Genomic DNA, 18,705 nt, shown 5'->3' with positions numbered 1-18,705 from the left:
CTGTTCGAATTGGAAGACTTTATCACCCCATTTGGCTTTTATGAACATCTTGTTGTTGACCCCATCTTATTCTTCCCCTACTCCGCAGGGGAAGAGACTCTTTAAGACAAAATTAATCACTAAATTGATAGATTGTCTTTTATTCCAATCAATGTTAACCGCATAACGCGTTGAGAGAATAAAAATAGACTTACTTCCCCAGCACTTTTAAGTGTACCGGAAAAATAGATACAAGCATTAATTTACTGCTCAAATTTCAACACTTCGGCCGCAGATCCATTGGGAAACCCAATATTCAGGATAGCAGAGATCGTTGGAGCTATCTGTGGAATAACAGTCTTTTGATTGGTTGCCCCATGTGGAATATTCCATCCGTAAAACAGCAACGGCACGTGGGTGTCATAGTTATAGGGCGAGCCATGTGATGTTCCCGTTCCATAGCTACTATCCAGCCAGCCGGGCTTCAACTGTATATACACATCCCCCGACCGATCGTGTTGATACCCCCGCTGATACATCTCCTGGTAATCTCCGCTATAGTTTTTATACTGGAAATTATACGCCGTATTGGTAGATTGTACCGCTTCAAACTGGCGCAGAAAATCAGCCACATCCCGCTGCATCGATTTCAAATCAATCTCATTTTCTTGTAGCAGTTCATGGTTCAAATAAACCTGCTGATTGGCATAGGCTTCAATCCAATCGGCTTGGCCATAGGTATTATCCAGGTAGCGCCCCAACACATCGATCACAACGTCACTGTTGAAATAACCACCCGGCAGTTTTTTATCCATGAGTTCGGCAGGTACATCAACCGCGCCATGGTCCGATGTTAACATCACCACATATTCTCCTTCTCCTACCTTCTGATCCAAATAATTAAAGAGCTCTGCCAATTCACGATCTAACCGCATATAGGTATCCTGGAGCTCTATGGAATGAGGACCGAATTTATGCCCTACATAATCGGTCGAAGAAAAACTTATGCTCAAGAAATCGGTGATCTCATCACTTCCCAACTGTTCGGCATCTAATGCTCGCCGGGCAAAGGCTTGAACCAACGTATTCCCAAAAGGAGTGCTTTTAAGAATATTGTAGGTATCTTTACCGGCATATTCATCAAGGTCGTACGGAAATACCGGATTTTCTTTATCTCCCAGGGTGCCCTCATAAGGCGTATTATCAGGATTACTTTCGGTATACCGCTCGATCGGCAACAGCGTTTCCCAGGTACGGCTGTTGAGTTCTTTAGCCAATCCTTCTTCATTGAATTCTTTTACCCATCCCGGCAGCTCATCTATGTACCAGGAACTGGTGATAAATTTTCCTGAATTTCCATCATACCAATAAGCTCCATCGCCTAAGTGTCCGGCAGGCAAAACAGCTCCGCGGTCCTTGATGGAAACGGCTACCACCTTGCTATTTCTCTTTGCGGTCTTAAGCTCATCCGTAACCGTTGAGCTTATCAGATTAGCCGGAGACATCTTACCGGCAGCGCTATTTGTACCAACCGGCATAACGGATGAATCAGATACGACATACATATTTTTATTAATCGAACGATCATACCAGGAATTGCCTACGATGCCGTTAACCGAAGGCGTTGTGCCCGTATAAATAGCTGCATGTCCCGGGCCGGTATAGGTGGGAAAATAATTATAGTGGTTATTTTTGAAGCTGTACCCTTCATTGATCAATCGTTTAAAGCCTCCCTCTTCGAACTTATTCCAATACAGTGGCAAATAATTATACCTCATTTGGTCTACAACGATACCGACAACAAGCTTGGGACTATCATCCGGTACATTCGTTGTTTGAGCAAATCCGGTAAATGGAAGAAGAATTGCTGTTAAGGTGAGAAGAATTGCTTTAAAGTTATTCATAAAAATAATGTCCGTAAAATTTGTGTATCGCTTTAAAATATATATCTGAATTCATTGAACGAATTAAGGTACTGTAAATTTATGTAAGAATATATAGTTCCCACCCATAGTGATGAACTGCTATCATTTTCACCAAACCGGGGGTGGATTATCAGTGCTGGAACTAATAAATAAAAACATCCCAATAAAAAAGGCAGCCCTGAATGCCAGACCTGCCTTTTAATGATGTTAAATAAGCAAATACCTACATACCGTCATCGGTGGCGGTAAGCTGTCCGCGTATTTCACCCGGTTTATGGTTTTCTGAATGCACGTTTATATATAGACTTCCCTCCTTAAGGGCCTTTATTTGAGTATCATCCAACTGATAGGATCCATCAAACATTCCAGACATCTTATCGTTCCCCAATTCTGGTTTCAGCGTCAGGATAGGTCCTCCGTTCTCTCCTTTGGCTCCTTCATGGATATGAGAAGCGGTGTATACACTGCTTAACCCGGAAAACTGCCCCTGCACATGAATACTATCACCATTAAGAGTAACCATTGCGTCTCCGGTTGCATCAGTATTCACTTCCGGAACTTCGTTTGAACCCTGCAGGGTTGCCTCAAATGTTTGAGGCTCGTTCATAGCCGCTTCGGTGTCTCCCTCACTCATCCGCTGTTGTGTCATGGTCTGGTCGCCCGTCATAGACATATCCTCGCCATTGGATTTATCAGTGTCTGAGTTTCCACATCCTGTAAGCAAACCAAAACTCAACACCGTTACCAATACTGGCAATACAACTTTCTTCATTGATATTTGTGTATTCATACCTACCCTCATTTAAGGTGAAAATTAAATACAGCTAAGCATATAACTATCCTTAACACTGATTGATATCAATGTCTTTTGGAGGTTGTTCCTTGAAATCAATATTAATTTCATCTTAGGCAACTTATTAAAGCTTTGCAAATCATGCTCATATACCCCGGTACAATCTAAGTCAACCCTATATTAATCTAAAAGACCTTCTCCTCATAATTATCATTCATCATTCCGCCGAATTAAGCTTATATTTTGATTGATTTAAAACGAAATACACTTTCTACTTCTTCATGCATCTATTTCCGGATCAGTTAACGGATAAAATTGGCTTTGAGACCATCCGCGCCGCAACCCTTAAACACGCGCGATCAGAAATGGCCCGGGAACAGCTGGCGTCCATGATGCCCCATTCCGACCGGCAAGTCATCCAGCGCAGGCTCCAACAGACCAAAGAGATGATGGACTTGCTCCTGAACGACACGGCCTTCCCTCTCAATAATCTGCACGACGTCCGAGATCAGCTCAAAAAAGCCCGCGCTGAAAACCGAATTCTGCCCCTTCCCGTATTCCTTGAAATACTGGAAGTTTCCATTACCGCCCGGCGTATTAAAGCCTATCTGGATGACCGGGTAGAAGACTATCCTGAGCTTCAAAAAATTTCGATCGGACTCATTCCGCTTAAAGAGTTAGAAGAGACACTTAAAGGGGTATTAACCGATAACGGCGAGCTGCGAAACGATGCCAGTCGAGAGCTGCAATCTATTCGGAAAAGACTCAACAATAAGCGTAATGACCTGCGAACCACCATCAACCGGGTGATGAGTCGTGTATCCAAACAGGGACGGGCCTCTGATGAAGGACCCACCATCCGAAATGGACGCATGGTGATTCCGGTGCTGGCCGAATACAAACGTAAGGTTAAAGGATTTATTCATGATGTATCCTCATCGGGTCAAACCGTGTACCTGGAACCGGTCGAAGCGCTGAATATCAATAATGAAATACGCCAGTTAGAATCAGAGGAACAGCGTGAAATTGAACGCATTTTGCGAGAACTTACCGGTGAAATCCGCAGTCATCGGTCGTCTATTCATCAAAACCTGGAAGTTCTGGGCACCATCGATGTTATTGCCTCCAAAGCCCAGCTCAGCAACAACCTGGATAGCTTTGTGCCGGTCGTTTCAGAAACCAATCATCTTTATTTGAAAGAGACCTATAATCCCCAACTTCTTCTGAAAAACAAAGAGCTTTCGGAGGGACAACAGGAAAAGGTTGTACCTTTGGATATGGAACTCTCGGAGGAAGAACGCTGCCTGATGATTACGGGTCCCAATGCGGGTGGTAAATCGGTAGCACTTAAAACGCTTGGACTTTGTTCCATAATGATGCAGTCCGGCTTTGCCATTCCTGCCCGCGACAGTTCTGAACTTCCGGTCTTCAGCAACATCTTTGTGGATATGGGCGACGACCAGTCTATTGAAAATGACTTGAGCACCTTTTCTTCTCGCCTGGAATGGATGAAGCACACCATTGCTCACGCCGACGAGCACAGCCTGGTACTCATTGATGAGGCGGCCGCCGGAACCGACCCGGAGGAAGGCGGGGCCCTGTTTCAGGCGCTTATTGAAATCCTGATTGAACGCCGCGCCAAAGTGATTGTAACGACCCATCATGGCTCGCTCAAGGTTTTTGCCCATGATCATGAGTACACGGTTAACGGTTCTATGGAATTTGACCAAGAGACGTTATCCCCGACCTATCGATTTAAAAAAGGAGTGCCCGGCAGCAGCTATGCCTTCGAAATTGCCGAACGAATGCAGCTACAACAATCCCTGCTGCAGAAAGCCAGAACTTTGCTTGGTGAGGGCAAGCGGGATATGGAAACACTCATTGCCGAGCTGGAAGCAAAGACTCAGGAAGCCGACCAGCTGAAGAAAAAATATGACTCCCTGAAAGCGGATACCGAAAAAGAGCGCCACCGTTATGAAGAAAAGCGATCAGCCATTGAAAAGGAAAAGAAGGAAATTCGGGAAAAGGCACTCAATGAAGCAAAATCCATTATGGATTCTGCCAATCAAAAAATTGAACAGGCCGTTGAGAAAATTGTCCAAAGGGGCCAAAAAGATGATGAGACCATACGCCAGGCCCGGGAAGAAGTGAAAGACTTTAAGCAAAGAGTAGCTTCTGAACTCGAAGAAGTTGAAGGTGGGGGGCCTGACTATGAAGATGCCTCTGAAAGGCCACAGGTAGGAGACAAAGTACGCCTGCAGGATGCTCAGACAACCGGTGAACTGAAGGAAATAAATGGGAATAATGCCGTTGTTTCAGCCGGGGGACTGCGACTCAAAACGAAATACAAGAACCTTATCAAGGTTCAGGATGCTTCCCAAAAGAAGGCTAAACAGAGAATAAAGGTGAATATTGAGGGCGGTAGCCGCTATAAGGTAGTGCAGCCCCAAATTGAAATTCGCGGTATGCGGGGGCGCCCGGCCATGAAAAAAGTGGAGCGATATATTGACGATGCCGTGGCTGCCGGACGTAACGAAGTGCAGATTATCCACGGCAAGGGAGAAGGTATTCTTAAAGGACTGGTTCATGAGTACCTGGATAAGCGCAAAGAGGTGAAGAGTTACAGGATGGCTCCCATCCAACAAGGTGGCGCCGGCTGTACAGTGGTGGAGTTTAAATGAGCTATTGATTCAAGCCGCAGTTCTATGTAGTTCGAGATTCATCTCGAACACTTTTGTAAAGTAATATAATCCACTCATCTCGAGCTACATACTTTGCTTTATTTTAGAACTTTTCTTTATTTGCTGAATAGACTAGAAAATCTATTCATCATGAGTAATTATTATCGACGCAATCTCCCGCACTATCAACCTCCACAAGGCGAATTTTTTATAACTTTCCGATTAGCTAACTCCCTTCCTAAAGACGCTGTAGCAAAATTAAGGGACGAATATTATAAATTGTCTGAAGGAATAAACTCTGATGCAGTATCTGAATCTAAAAAAGCTCAGCAGGAAAAATATTTTGCGAAATTCGACCGCATTCTTGATCAGTCTAAAAATAGTGTTTGTTGGTTAAAAGAGGATAAAATAGCTGAAATAGTAGCGAATAAACTCCATAGTTTTGACAACCGAAAGTATTTATTGATATGCTACTGTATAATGCCAAACCATGTTCACCTTTTATTCAAATTATATGAGCGAGATAAATCTCGCTCTACAGACTCCCAATATCCAGTAACTAACATTCTTAAACTCATCAAGGGCTCAACTGCATATCAAGCTAATAAACTACTTAATAAAACAGGTTCTTTTTGGCAACATGAAAGTTATGATCACTTGGTCAGAGGTGACGAAGAACGAGAAAATATTATTCGATATATTTTATCAAATCCCGTTAAAGCCAAATTAGTAGATTCCTGGAAAGAATGGAAATGGATCTATTGCAAGAAAGCATATTTCCCTGTAAGATAATGAGGCCCAAGTCACATTGTCTTCAAGACTTCTGCAAACGCCTCCACAGTCTGCTCGATCTCTTCTTCATTGAGCGAGGCAAAACCGATACGCACAGCATATTTCCCGTTCGTCATTTCATACAAGTTATCGGGCGATAAAAAGATTCCTTCATCCTCCAGCTCTCCGCAAAAGCGGTCGGGATTCAGTGGCGTATCAAACTGTAACCACAGCGCCATTCCCCCATCTGGAATATTAAAATGCAGGTAATCGCTTAGCTTTTCACGCAAGAGACGGCAAAAAATATTTCTGCGCTTATTGTATATGTTAAGTGTTTTTCTCAGATGTCGTCTTACTTCCCCCTCTTGAATAAGTTCAGCGAGGGCTTTTTCCAGGATTTGATCGCCTTGCCGGTCAACGATCCGGCGAATTTTACGGGCCTTTTGGATAATGTTATTCGGTGCAGTCATAAATCCAATCCGAAATGAAGGAGCGATTGTTTTGCTAAAAGAGCCGGTATAAATGACTTGTCCCCGGTAATCGGAGCTGGCCAAAGGCAAGATGGGACTGCTTTTATAGTGGAAATCGAAATCATGATCGTCCTCAATAATAGCAAAACCGTACTTTTTAGCCATATCCAACAGCTTCATCCGTCGCTGTGGAACAAGACTTACAGTCGTTGGATACTGGTGATGCGGAACCACATAAATCGCTTTGATCTGGGTCCTCTGGCAAAGTTTCTCGAGCGCATTCACATCAATTCCCTTATCATCAATGGGCACCCGATGGATAACAGCCCCCGCCCAGTTAAATACATGTTCCACGCTGTGATAACTCTGCTCCGCCATCACTACGTGCTCACCAGCATCCACAACGGCCATAATAGCAAGATAAAGTGCCATTTGACTGCCCCGGGTGATGAGCAGATTTTCCGGTTTTGCCTGAAGGCCGCGCGTTTCGTTCAGGTAGTCAGCAAATACCTTTCGCGTGTGGATATCTCCCGCTTCATCACCATAAGAAAGCTTAAGGCCTCGATGCATCACCCGGCGGTATGCTTTGGCCAGTGCACTGACGGGCGTCAACCGCACATCGGGAGAGCCATCATTAAGTGCAAGAAATCCTGCTGGAATATCTGGACTGCTGCGCGGCTCAAAAGGTAACTCGCTGATCTCATACCCTGATTCCGGGACCATCTCCGGTTTATCCATCTGGTCTGTTTTCAGTGGATGGGGGGACAAATCGGGCAGACAAGTCTTTACAAACGTTCCTTTCGAGGCCCGTGTTTCGGTCCAACCCTGGGCGGCAAGTTCATCATACGCCGATACCGCCGTATTTCGATGGATCTCTAGCGAATCGGCAAGGTTCCGAGTCCCGGGCAACCGTGTTCCGGGGCGGATGCGCCCGCGTTTTATTTCCCTGATCAGGGCATTCGCTATTTGTAGAAAAACAGCTTGCTGAGAATCTCTATCTATCTGGATGATTGATTTTACAGGTACCATAACCGGACTATCTAATTAATATAAAACGGACTATTTAGGCAGACCGGAAAATACCTATTATCCAGCAACTTATTTAAATAAATAAAATATCCAGATGCGATACCCTAAAACTGATAAAACAAAAATATCCCGTGATGCTCATCGGGGAAGCTATGATTCTGAAACGATCCACCGTATCCTTGACCACTCAATGTACTGTGTGATAAGTTTTTGTCAAGAAAATAAACCATTCGCCATCCCAACGGGCCATGTTCGTCTGGGCCATCAGCTGTTTGTTCATGGTTCTGCCAAAAGCCACTTTTTAACACAGCTTATCCCTGAAAAAGAGGTCTGTATTTCAGCATCCATTATGGATGGACTGGTGCTCGCAAAGTCGGGCTTATCGCATTCATTCAATTACCGATCTGTCATTCTATTTGCAAACACCTTTGTTGTAGAAGAGCAAGAGAAAAAACGAAAAGTGCTCAAAGCCTTCACTGAAAAACTAATCCCCGGTCGATGGGAAGAAATCAGGAAACCTACCGGCCATGAACTCAATGCCACAAAAATCTTGGGATTTGATATCAAGGAGGCCTCGGCCAAGCAGCGCTCAGGACCGCCTAATGATAACCGTGCTGACCAATCTTTGCCTGTTTGGGCAGGCGTTATCCCTCTTCAACAACAATTTGGACCTCCGGAAGAACATGCTCCCGATACTGATTCCCGTCCTCTTCCCTCCCATATAAAAGAATTATTGGATAATGATTGACGAATTTAACTACGCAAAATGGTTTTTACTCATGCTGCCCATGACGCTAAGTGCCGGACCAGCGAATATCATGTCGGCCTCCTTAGGCGCTACCCAGGGGTTCCAAAAATCACTGCTGTTTCTCGCAGGGTTATCGCTGCCTGCAACGGTTTACTCCATGCTTATTGGTTTGGGTGCTAACACGGTAATTTCCGCTTACCCTTTCATCGTAGATGGACTTCAATATGCAGGAGCAGGTTATGTTTTCTATCTGGCAGTAAAATTCTTGCGCCCACAAAAACAAGAATCAGCAGACAGAGCAACCCCGCCTCAACTGGGCTTCCGATCAGGGTTCATCCTGTCTGCTCTAAATGGCAAACTGCTTACTATGCTCATCCTGATGTACTCCGTGATGCTTGGAAATCAAAGTACTTACCTGGAGATATGGCTGATGACATCTCTGCTTTTGGTTACAGGACTTGGGAGTAACGCCCTCTGGGTTGCCGGTGGACAGCTATTATCCCACTTCATCGTTTCCAAACGAGCTATCAGAATCCAGAATATAGCCTTTGGCCTCATGCTGCTGATCGTAGCAGTGTGGTTAGTGCTGTAATGAAACCATCAGTAATATCTTTAAACAACTTATAATGATTTCCTTGTTGAGCTACAATGAAATAAGCTCCTCCAAAATAGACCCCCAGCTTCCTTTGGCCTGGGCATCCACCTCTATTTCTTGCTGTTTAAGCTTATCTGAAACAGCCTGATCACCAGCTATAATATGCGCCTGCTCATAATTCAGATTGGAAAAAGCAGCCAGTATTCGGTTGACAGATCGACGAGAATGAAAAATAATCACCTCCGGCCCGTTTTCTCCAAGCTGTTTTTGATAGTTCTGAAGATCTTTTTCTTCAGGGCCTTCCAGCGTGAAGAGCACCAACTCTTGTACCGGAATGTCAAGTTCTTGTAAGAAGCCCGGTAAATCTTCGCTGGTCTTATCTCCACATGGGTATAAGGTCTCGCCCAATCGGCGTACCCGCAGCATAAACTCCATGAGATTTATCGCTTTCCCTTCGGCTTGAGGGTGTATAGCCGGTATGCCCTGCTGCTCGAGGTAATCTGCGGCCTGTTGATTGAGGGCTAAATTAAGCTGCTCCCGGGCCACCTCAAGTTGGTCGAGCTCTTTCACTTTTTCTATGAAAAAGCGCGCATTCCGTTTACTGCCATGAACAATATTCTCAAACTGATCCAGATTATTAAGTGTATCCGAAATAGTACTCCCCTTTACAAGGGCTTCATATTGTTCCAACGGACAGTGTAACAAAGAAACGTCTTGCTGCTGTAATTCAGCACGGAACCACTCCGTATCTTCAACAGCAGCCGTTAATAATACTGACAGACTCATAAAAACTTTTGCTCCTACTATTCTTAAAAATTAAATGCTTAAAAAAGATAGCCTAACCCAATATAAATACGGGAGGTATCTTCCGAAAACCCAAGCTCACCTCTTAATATAAAGTCAGATTGCAATACCGATAGCGTTCCACCTATGCCAAAAGTCTGATGATAGTTACGAAAGGTATCGCTGAAGTTATCCTCATCCGTAAAAACACGGCCCATATCAGTAAATAAATGACCGCCTAACCGTAAATTATAGAACTGTGGAAACGTCAACAGCCAGCTTCGCAGCTCTAAGGTATACGCCACCGAAGCATTCCCCTGAAACCGATTAAGCGGATAGCCCCGCAAAGTGTTATCATCTCCCAGGGTAGACATTTTCCAGTACGGTACATCGCCTCCCACATAGCGGATATTCAACATATTGGCAATCGTCAAAAAGCTAAAAGGCTGAAAATACTGCCGAAACTGTCCCTGTGCAGTGACTAACCCATAGTCACTGATTAATGAGGGGGCATAGCTAAATCTTATTTCTGTTCGGTTTCCATGTCGGGAGTCAAATGGCCGGTCACGATTTTCAAAAATGAGTCCTGCTGACAGATAATTGGTCCAGCCCCCTTTTTGACCATTCGGAGGATAGATAACAAAAGAGGTAGAGTCATTTTTAGCTTGAGGATTTTCAAACTCTATACCCGCTCCAAATTGTAGATCCAGCTGTCGGTTTCCTCGCTGGTAAATTGGATAGTAGCCATCATAACTCAGCTCCCACCCAAGCGATTGAAAATCATAATAACCATTCTTCCATCCCTCATCAGAAAAGGGTGTGGCATTTCCAATCCCAAAATAATTATCGGCCGTAAATCGATGAAAATAGAGGTCTATGATCGATCGTATGGAACCATTCCACGTTTGGGTTTGCTCGTATTGGGCTTCCACTTCTATAAAACCCTGGGTAGAAACCAAGGCTTTACCTCTCAATCGATTTTTATATGGATTTATCTGCCCCTTATAATTTTTCCTGTCGTACAAAATACCGCCGATCAACCCTTCATCGGACCCATAGCTGACGGCCGGAACAATGGTATTTTCTATTGAATCGACCGCTACCTCTTTGGTCAACATCTGCCCATATGCAGAAGAGAAACAGAAGAATATAAATGCAGCCGAAAAAAATAGTTGTTTATGCAAGGTAATTTATTTTGTCTCGAGGGTCCCTTCCTGCTGCAACAGCTCAAGCGTTTCCATAGCATGCCGCATATGGGGGATTACAATGCTCCCCCCCACGACCAACGCAACGTTGAGGGCATCCACAATTTCGTCCTTCTTATAACCTGCCTCCGCACATTGTTCCAGATGATAATCTATGCAATCATTACATCGCATTACCGCTGAGGCTACAAGTCCCAGTAATTCTTTGGTTTTCCCAGTCAGAGCCCCATCTTTATAGGTGTTTGTATCGAGGTTAAAAAACCGCTTAATACCAAGATGATCGGCGTCAAGAACTTTATCATTTCCTTCAGCACGCGCTTGGCGAAATTCGTCTAACCGATTTTTTTCGTTTGTACTCATCATTTTGATACATTCAATTTGATGTGGTCCCAAAGATAGCACATATTCACAGGAACTCTAACTATAATCCGATTAACGGATAGCTATTTGAATTTGTGAAAGAGCACGTTTCCCCCAAACATAAATTAGTCGTCCTTGGAGACAGCATTGGACAAGGTTTTCAAAACGGAGGTATTTACCGAACAGACCTCAACTTTCCGGCTTTCCTTGCACAGTGCTTTGAACCCGAGCCTGAATTTAATCAACCGGTATTTACCGCTCAAGGTGGTATTCCGCTAAACCTGGAAGTCCTTACCCGGGGCCTCTCTGATCAATATGGCGACAGCCTGGAGTGGACCGAGTATATTCCTGCTGCCACCCATCTTTATAAAACATTAAGACGTATCAAAAAGTATTGGGAAGGCAAGTACAAAAGCCTTGCGATAGAAAGTCAAAAGAGACCCTTTCATAACCAATCGGTCTGGGGGTTTGCCGCCAACGACGCCTGGCTTCTCACTGATGCTAAAAGCCGGTATTTGATTGAAAATTATCCGGAGTCTTACTCCATCTTCGACGTACTGCCGGACCACGCCATGTATACCACCGCCAGCATTGTTTTAAATCCTGCTCAACAGAAACAGCATCTGGATTCCACCTTATTCGACAATGTAATGACCCTCCAGGAAGACGGGGGGATCGAGAACCTCATTGTCACCATGGGCCATAACAATATTATCGGTGCTGTAACTGATTTACGGTTTAAATATTCTGAACCGGATGATCTGGGAGCCCTTCCTTCAGACCGGGATTACACCGTTTATCGTCCGGAACACTTTGAGCAGGAATACCGTAAGCTTGCCAGCAAAGTTAACGATATTGGAGCAGAACGTGTTTTCGTGCCTACCATTCCTTATGTGACCATTCCTCCCGTATCTCGCGGTGTTAATGAAGACCGATCAGATCCCGTACAGGGATATTTCGACTATTATACCCGGTTTTGGATTTGGGATAGCGACTTTGATCCCGGAAAACATCCCCACCTTACCAAAGAAGAAGCCATTCAGCTGGATAAAACGGTGGATGAATATAACAGGAGCATCCGCAACGTTGCCGCCCAATATGGATGGGGCGTTGTACCTATTAACACCTATGTGAGCGGCATTGCCCGACGGCGTCGGGTAGGGAAGCTACATATCCCTTATCCCCGGGCATTTGCTGACGCTATTCAGCGGAACCCTGCAACCGAACATCTGCTGGAAAACCCCAAAGACCCCGTCCTTTCGACCGAATACTTGAGAGTCCATCGCGATACCGGCAAGGTTTATAAAGGAGGCATCTTCAGTTTGGATGGCATTCATCCCACGACCATTGGTTATGGGTTGATGGCCCACCTTTATTACGAAACCATGGAAGAGCATGGCGTACAGTTTCAAAAAAAGCTGGATTGGGATCACATCATCGCCAACGATACGTTAGTTACCAATCCTCCGTATATGCTGAACTCACTCCGACAGCTGCTTAAAGTCCTTTCCATGGATGGCAGCAAACGCCTTTCAATTCTTGGCAATAGCATTCTCAACCAGCTTATGGAGCTTCTTTCCAGCCGAAGCAACAGGATCACCTCTTCCAAGAGTTAATTTATCAGGAGGCAGCCTTATAAAAGCTCCAAGAAGGACACCTCCTTATCTTTGTTGAACCTCAGCTCATTTAATCTCGATATGGGCTGATCGTTTCTATGGTGCCATCCGCCTTATGAGTAAGCTCCGTCATCTTAATATTACGCAGTGGAGTTTGTCCCCCAGAAAGTTCCGTATCGTGATAAAACAAGTACCATTGTCCATTAAATTTGGCAATGGAATGATGACTGGTCCACCCGATAACTGGTTCTAGAATAATTCCCTGATATGTAAACGGCCCATACGGACTGTCGCCGATGGCATAAGCAATATAGTGGGTATCGCCGGTTGAATACGAAAAATAATACTTCCCATCGTATTTATGGACCCAGGCCGCCTCAAAAAAGCGCCGTTCGTTATCACCGGCTGTAATCGGGTTGCCCTCTTGATCCAGAATTTGAATATTCTTGGGCTCTTCGGCAAAGCTGAGCATATCGTCGCTCAATTTAGCAACTTTAGGGGTCAGAGCAGGCTCATCATCCGCTGGATAGGTATCTTCCTCCACATATTCGCCTGTATCCCAACGCTGCAGCTGGCCGCCCCAGATACCGCCAAAATACATATAATATTCGCCATCTGAATCTTCAAACACCCCGGGATCGATACTATAGCTACCCTCAATAGGCTGCTCTTCTGGCTTAAAGGGCCCCGTGGGAGAATCTGCGGTAGCTACTCCAATACGAAATATATCGCTGCTATCTTTAGCCGGAAAATAGAAATAGTACTGATCGCCTTTCTTAGCGGCATCGGGCGCCCACATCTGGCGACTGGCCCAGGGCACATCATCCACATGCAGCGCTTCTCCATGATCGGTAACCTCACCTCCTGCGCTGTCCAACGAAAAGACATGGTAATCACGCATATCAAAATGGCTGCCCATATCATCCTGTGGGATTCCGGATTTTACATCATGCGATGGGTAAATGTAAAGCGTGCTATCAAAGACGTGCGCTGACGGATCGGCCGTATACATATGGTTGACCAAAGGCTCCGAAATGGCGTCAAGCGTATCGCTCATGGTCGATGTCAGCGTGGTGGTAGAATCAGCGGCAGTTTCATTTTCTGTTTGTGATTCCTCCGAGCTTTGCTGGCAAGCACCTGTAAAAACAAGCAGAAATAAGAGTGTTACCGAAAGTTTAGCAAAAGTAAATTGTGGCATAAAAGTTATCCCCTTAGAATTATTCTTGATATTTATCTCTTTGATCCATCCGTAAATTGTGATTAATAGTATTTTTCTTTTAGTAAAATTCCAAAAAGTTTAATTGTCCTGCTTCGGTAATAAGCAAAGAAAATATTTCTGTCGTGCTGAGCAGCAGGACAATCTAACCAAGCCCAGCTTTCAAAAGCTTTTGCTGCTTATTGGTGGTCTTAACCAAAAAGTAAGTCCAGGCCACAATCACTAAAACGGTTAACAGAGCCCAGCTTAAGATATAGGCATAAATGCCGGATGGAACTTCTGGAGCTATGCGCTTGGGAAAGTTACTAAATTGAGCTTGTACCTTCGTTTGGGCCTTTTTGAATGCAGGCATCGCCAGTGAGTCACGAACTAAGCTTCCCTTCAGATTCTTTATACTGATAGCTAACATTTCCGGACCTATCTGCTCAATTTTATTATCTAATACAAGTGATGGCTGCTTTGCTGAACCAGAAAAAGGCAAAGACAAATTTTCCGTAGCTGATGATATAGCCGTTAAGCTTAGCGATTCATAATTTGGTAACCCGGGACTGTTAAAAGAAGCAACCAGCTTAGTGCCTTTTTCCATTGTGCAAGGATACTCACATATGAGGTCAACGCTCCAGGGATCCAAATTCAACGTCTCGATCTTAACAAGCCGTTCTTCCGGCAGTGATCCATAAGCAGGAATGCCCTCTCGAATAACACCTATAGCAGTGGTAAGCAGATAGAGCAGGATGATTGCCGTAGAAATAATGGCCCCTCTGGAAAGCGTCAAATATTGACTCATAAATCCTGCAGTCACAACCTTTGTACGTGCCACTTGCTCTCTGGATGCCATCCGCTTAAGCTTCCGCTCCATTTTCTGTGCTCCCCTGATATACCAAAGATAGGTTCCGGAAAGGATCGCAAAAGAAAGAGCTAAACCAAAAATGAACCAAATTATTTTCGTTGATAATCCCCAAAAGTATCCAAAATGCAACGGATCGGCGATATCGGTGATAAATTCAGCTGTATCAAGCTCCGAAGAACGCTGGATATGAACCACTTCCCCGGTAAATGGATGCAGATAAACCTTATTCGCACGGTCCCGGGAGATTGGATTACCCGCCTGCCCATCAACATAAACATAGTCGTCTGGATTATGAGGCAGCCGAATACCCGCTACACGCAATGAAGGAAAGGCTTGTTTCGCTTTGTCCACATATTCATCCAGCTGCAGGAAAGTTGGGTTTTCACCAAACGCTACCCTTTCGGCTTTCTCAATTTTCGGAGGTTCTTCAGGCAGCAACAATTGACCATTATCGGTCTCCTGGATTATTTCTTCTGCAAAATAGAAAATACCGGTTAAGGCAATGAGCACGGTAAAGACCAAAGCCCAGATGCCAGTCAGCTTATGGGCATCTGAAAAGAGCGTTTTGACCCCTCTCGTTATCCTCAACTTAAAAATATTTTTCAGCCATCCTTTGTAAAATAGAAAGCCTGTAAGGGCCGAAAAGAGCAGAAAAAAGGAGGATAATGTCACAACAAGGATGCCCCGTGTTCCATCAAAAAAACGCCGGTGGTAAGAACGGAAAAACCGCTGAACGTTAAAAAAGCTGGTATTTGCCTGGATTTCACCCGAATAGGGATTCAGATAAACCTTGCGTGTTTGATCACTGGGTAGCCTGACGTATGCTAACGAGGCAAAGTGATCTCCGTGCCCGGCGTAGGAATTTTTATAAATACCCAGAATTCGACCGTCTGGAAATTCCTGCTTTAAGGATTTATATATCCCCTGCCACTGCACGGGGGCATCTTGTTCCTCAACCCGGATATCGGGGTTTAAAAGCCAGTCTACCTCACTGGAGAGGGTCGCGAAGGTACCCGAAAAGCATATGACAAAAAGCAGCAGGCCTAAATTGAGTCCAAGCCAGCCATGGATGCTAAAGAGTGTTTTATTGGAGATCCATTTCATTTATTTGAAAAATATGGATATTTATTTTTCATGCTTGTCAAGCATCTATAATGTTATTAATCCGTCAGACGACAATGCCAGTCGTCCGACGGATTTTAGCGATCTATTTAGAAAGTGTAAGCTACGCTCATCAAATAATTTCTGGGTGTACCCGGATAAAGACGCACATAGCTATAGCCTCCGACCCAGTGCGTTTTATCGAATACATTATCAAGCGTAAACGAAACCTTTACCTTATTCATTTTATAAGAAAGACCGGCATCCCAAACCATATATCCCGGCAGCTGGAGCGTCTGTTCAAAGGTATTGCGCTCCGTCACAAAATTACCACCCACATTTATATTGAGACCATTAAGGGCGTTATTGTAAAACGCATAATTTGCAAAAAATCCACCAGAGTGGCGCGGTGCATTTTCCTTGATCGTCCCGATCAGGGATTCGTCATCACTTTTGGTAATTTTAGCTTCGTTATAGGCATAATTGGCCGTCAGGCTCAGATTTCGGTTCACCTGTCCGTTAATGTCTAATTCAATGCCCTTCGATTCTTCTGCTCCTCGCTGCTCCAGCGAATCTGTACCCAGAACAGGAACCAGTTTATTCTTATTGTTGATATTATAAGCTGCAATATTGACGGATAACCGATCCTGGAAAAATTTTCCTTTTGCACCGAACTCAATCATCTGGCCTTCAAGGGGATCAAAAGGGCCTCCATTTTCAGGCTGTAGATCTGTGGGATTCTGAGGCTGGAAACTCTCCGTATAGGTGCCATAGAGGTTGATCTGGTCCGTAATGCCGTAAACCACGCCAAGGCGAGGCAAAAACTTCTGCTGCAGTTCGGTACTTTCATCCGCCTGCTGGTAATTTATTACATCCGTATAAAATGATTGGCGCACACCCAGCAAGAGTTGCAAACGGTTCCACTTTATTTGATCCTGCAGGTAAATGCCCTGGGTGTAGTAACGCTCGGGCGCATAAATTCTCTTTTGCAGGATGTAATCACTCAGAAAACCCAGGTTATACTCAGGATTTTCCAAGTTAAAGTGCGGGACATTGGGAACCGGATTTCCATTGTCACCAAAGTAATAATTTTGTGGATTTTCAGGATCATACTGGGCCAGTCCACCGTCACGGGTGCGATAAATGGCACCACTGCTGGAACCTGCAGCGGCCGAACCTTCGGGCTGGATAGACTGAATGAAATCATACCCGGCAACAATCTTGTGTTCTACATCCCCGGTGTTGGTTTCCCACACAAAATAAGTGCTCACATTATCATTAATACGCTCCCGTTCACGGGTGCCAATACGTATGCCCATCAAGCTCGGGATTTCGTTGCCTAAACTATCAACAGCAAAACTGTTGGAAGTTCGATGCTCTAACAAATCTTCCTGAAACCCATAGCGCATGTAGGAGGCATTGAAAGAAAGATTGTCGGTAAACTCATGATTGAGGGCCAGCGTCCCATACACCACATCGGTTTCGTGGTAATCATTAGCGGCCCCGATGGCAAAAGAGATGGGGGTAGAATTCAGATCCGTTCCTGCCGAAGCACCAAAAATTGGTTGACCTCGATCTAATCGTCCATCGTACTTAGTGACAACCAAGTCAAAGTTCAGGCGCGTTTTATCCGTTGGTAAAAAGGATATCGAAGGGGCAATCATCAGGGAGTTGAACTGCTGAAGGTCCCGAAAAGAATCGGAGTTCTCATAAGCCACATTCAGACGGTAGAGTAGCGTCTTATCTTCATTGAGCGGACCCGTAAAATCCAGAGTAGAACGCAGCGTATTAAAGCTACCCGTGGTGAAGGAAATAGCTTTACGGTCATCGGCCAGCGGTTTTTTCGTTACCCTATTCATCGTTCCACCGGGCGATGCATTCCCAAATACAGCGGATGCTGGTCCCTTAATGACTTCTACCCGTTCCAAATTCGCAAGAAGCGTCTGTGGACCAAAAAGATTGATCACCCTCTTTCCATTAATAAGTTCTTGCTCGGATCGAAATCCCCGAATAGTAAAATCGTTGTAGTACGAAAACTGGTTAATTCCGCTGATATTTTCGACCACATCATTGACCCGGTAGGCCTGTTTGTCTGCAATAAGCTCTTTGGATACATAGCTGATAGCCTGTGGAACATCTTTAAGACGGGTAGCAACCTTCGTGCTCGCATAACTGACATCTGTTTCATATGATTGCTCACTTCGGCCAATGATTTCCACCTCCTGCAGCTCGGTGTACATCTTGGTCAAAGCTACATCTGCTGTGGTTGTTTGATTAGCATTAACAGACACCATGAGTTCTTTTTGGGCATAGCCCACTGCTGAAATCACCAGTGTATAATTACCCGGAGCTACTTCTGTTATTTCAAAAATCCCTTCCGCATTTGTAGCGGCCCCCTGTGTAGTATTCTCGATACCTACATTAACGCCGGGAATCACCTCCTTTGTTTCCTGGTCGGTAACTGTTCCCTTTATGGAACCGGTTTGTGCATTTGCAAATTGACTGAATAATAGAATAGCCGCTAAAAAAGATAGTTTCTTAAACAGAAGCATGGAATGTAACTGATTATAATTATTTATTTAG

General features: G+C 44.6%; 14 protein-coding genes. 5 read left to right on the top strand and 9 right to left on the bottom strand.

The annotated features are described in order from the left end of the window. Window positions 1–242: 242 nt before the first annotated feature. Both pafA and J6I44_RS09465 read right to left on the bottom strand, forming a co-directional pair. Entirely contained in the window at window positions 243–1,883 is a 1,641-nt protein-coding gene (gene pafA / locus J6I44_RS09470; RefSeq protein WP_265765844.1) for an alkaline phosphatase PafA, read from the bottom strand. Between the two features lie 244 nt (window positions 1,884–2,127). Beyond that, on the bottom strand, window positions 2,128–2,694 hold the full coding sequence (locus J6I44_RS09465; protein WP_265765842.1) for a CHRD domain-containing protein: 567 nt from the start codon (window positions 2,692–2,694) through the stop codon (window positions 2,128–2,130). A 284-nt stretch (window positions 2,695–2,978) separates the two neighbouring features. Here J6I44_RS09465 and J6I44_RS09460 point away from each other — a divergent pair, with 284 nt between their 5' ends. Together J6I44_RS09460 and J6I44_RS09455 are read left to right on the top strand one after the other, a co-directional pair. Then, a complete protein-coding gene (locus J6I44_RS09460; RefSeq protein WP_265765840.1) occupies window positions 2,979–5,378 on the top strand; it encodes an endonuclease MutS2 in 2,400 nt (799 codons plus the stop codon). A 150-nt stretch (window positions 5,379–5,528) separates the two neighbouring features. Continuing rightward, window positions 5,529–6,170, top strand: a complete 642-nt coding sequence (locus J6I44_RS09455) for a transposase (protein WP_265765839.1) — start codon at window positions 5,529–5,531, stop codon at window positions 6,168–6,170. A gap of 11 nt (window positions 6,171–6,181) precedes the next feature. Here J6I44_RS09455 and pdxR read toward each other — a convergent pair whose 3' ends face one another. Beyond that, window positions 6,182–7,648 (bottom strand): MocR-like pyridoxine biosynthesis transcription factor PdxR, encoded by a 1,467-nt coding sequence (gene pdxR, locus J6I44_RS09450; protein WP_265765838.1) that lies wholly within the window; start codon window positions 7,646–7,648, stop codon window positions 6,182–6,184. Between the two features lie 94 nt (window positions 7,649–7,742). Between pdxR and J6I44_RS09445 the strand changes: the two genes are divergently transcribed. Beyond that, window positions 7,743–8,396, top strand: a complete 654-nt coding sequence (locus tag J6I44_RS09445; RefSeq protein ID WP_265765837.1) for a pyridoxamine 5'-phosphate oxidase family protein — start codon at window positions 7,743–7,745, stop codon at window positions 8,394–8,396. Then, window positions 8,389–8,988 (top strand): LysE family translocator, encoded by a 600-nt coding sequence (locus J6I44_RS09440; RefSeq protein WP_265765836.1) that lies wholly within the window; start codon window positions 8,389–8,391, stop codon window positions 8,986–8,988. Before J6I44_RS09445 ends, J6I44_RS09440 begins: the two co-directional genes overlap by 8 nt. A 51-nt stretch (window positions 8,989–9,039) precedes the next feature. On the opposite strand, the gene J6I44_RS09435 is transcribed toward J6I44_RS09440, so the two are convergent. From J6I44_RS09435 to J6I44_RS09425, 3 genes are all read right to left on the bottom strand, one after another. Then, the gene (locus tag J6I44_RS09435) at window positions 9,040–9,777 is read right to left on the bottom strand and encodes a uroporphyrinogen-III synthase (protein WP_265765835.1); all 738 of its coding nucleotides are present in this window, start codon (window positions 9,775–9,777) and stop codon (window positions 9,040–9,042) included. A gap of 38 nt (window positions 9,778–9,815) precedes the next feature. Next, the gene (locus J6I44_RS09430; protein ID WP_265765834.1) at window positions 9,816–10,892 is read right to left on the bottom strand and encodes a BamA/TamA family outer membrane protein; all 1,077 of its coding nucleotides are present in this window, start codon (window positions 10,890–10,892) and stop codon (window positions 9,816–9,818) included. A 72-nt stretch (window positions 10,893–10,964) separates the two neighbouring features. Further along, window positions 10,965–11,342, bottom strand: coding sequence for a carboxymuconolactone decarboxylase family protein (locus J6I44_RS09425; protein WP_265765833.1), 378 nt, complete (start codon window positions 11,340–11,342; stop codon window positions 10,965–10,967). Between the two features lie 92 nt (window positions 11,343–11,434). Here J6I44_RS09425 and J6I44_RS09420 point away from each other — a divergent pair, with 92 nt between their 5' ends. After that, complete coding sequence (locus tag J6I44_RS09420) at window positions 11,435–12,955, top strand: hypothetical protein (RefSeq protein WP_265765832.1); 1,521 nt, start codon at window positions 11,435–11,437, stop codon at window positions 12,953–12,955. 70 nt (window positions 12,956–13,025) lie between these two features. Here the strand turns inward: J6I44_RS09420 and J6I44_RS09415 are convergent, their stop codons facing one another. The 3 genes from J6I44_RS09415 to J6I44_RS09405 all read right to left on the bottom strand — a co-directional run bounded on the left by J6I44_RS09415 (window position 13,026) and on the right by J6I44_RS09405 (window position 18,674). Then, complete coding sequence (locus J6I44_RS09415) at window positions 13,026–14,153, bottom strand: glycoside hydrolase family 43 protein (RefSeq protein WP_265765831.1); 1,128 nt, start codon at window positions 14,151–14,153, stop codon at window positions 13,026–13,028. A 163-nt stretch (window positions 14,154–14,316) separates the two neighbouring features. Then, window positions 14,317–16,125 carry a PepSY-associated TM helix domain-containing protein gene (locus J6I44_RS09410; RefSeq protein ID WP_265765830.1) on the bottom strand — a complete coding sequence of 603 codons (1,809 nt, stop codon included), beginning with the start codon at window positions 16,123–16,125 and terminating at the stop codon, window positions 14,317–14,319. Window positions 16,126–16,232: 107 nt separating this feature from the next. Continuing rightward, entirely contained in the window at window positions 16,233–18,674 is a 2,442-nt protein-coding gene (locus J6I44_RS09405; RefSeq protein ID WP_265765829.1) for a TonB-dependent receptor, read from the bottom strand. Window positions 18,675–18,705: the final 31 nt, after the last annotated feature.

The sequence above is a fragment of the Fodinibius salsisoli genome, assembly GCF_026229185.1.
GTDB lineage: Bacteria > Bacteroidota > Rhodothermia > Balneolales > Balneolaceae > Fodinibius > Fodinibius salsisoli.
The sequence above is the reverse complement of the archived record's forward strand: the minus strand, read 5'-3'. Positions and strand labels throughout refer to the sequence as shown.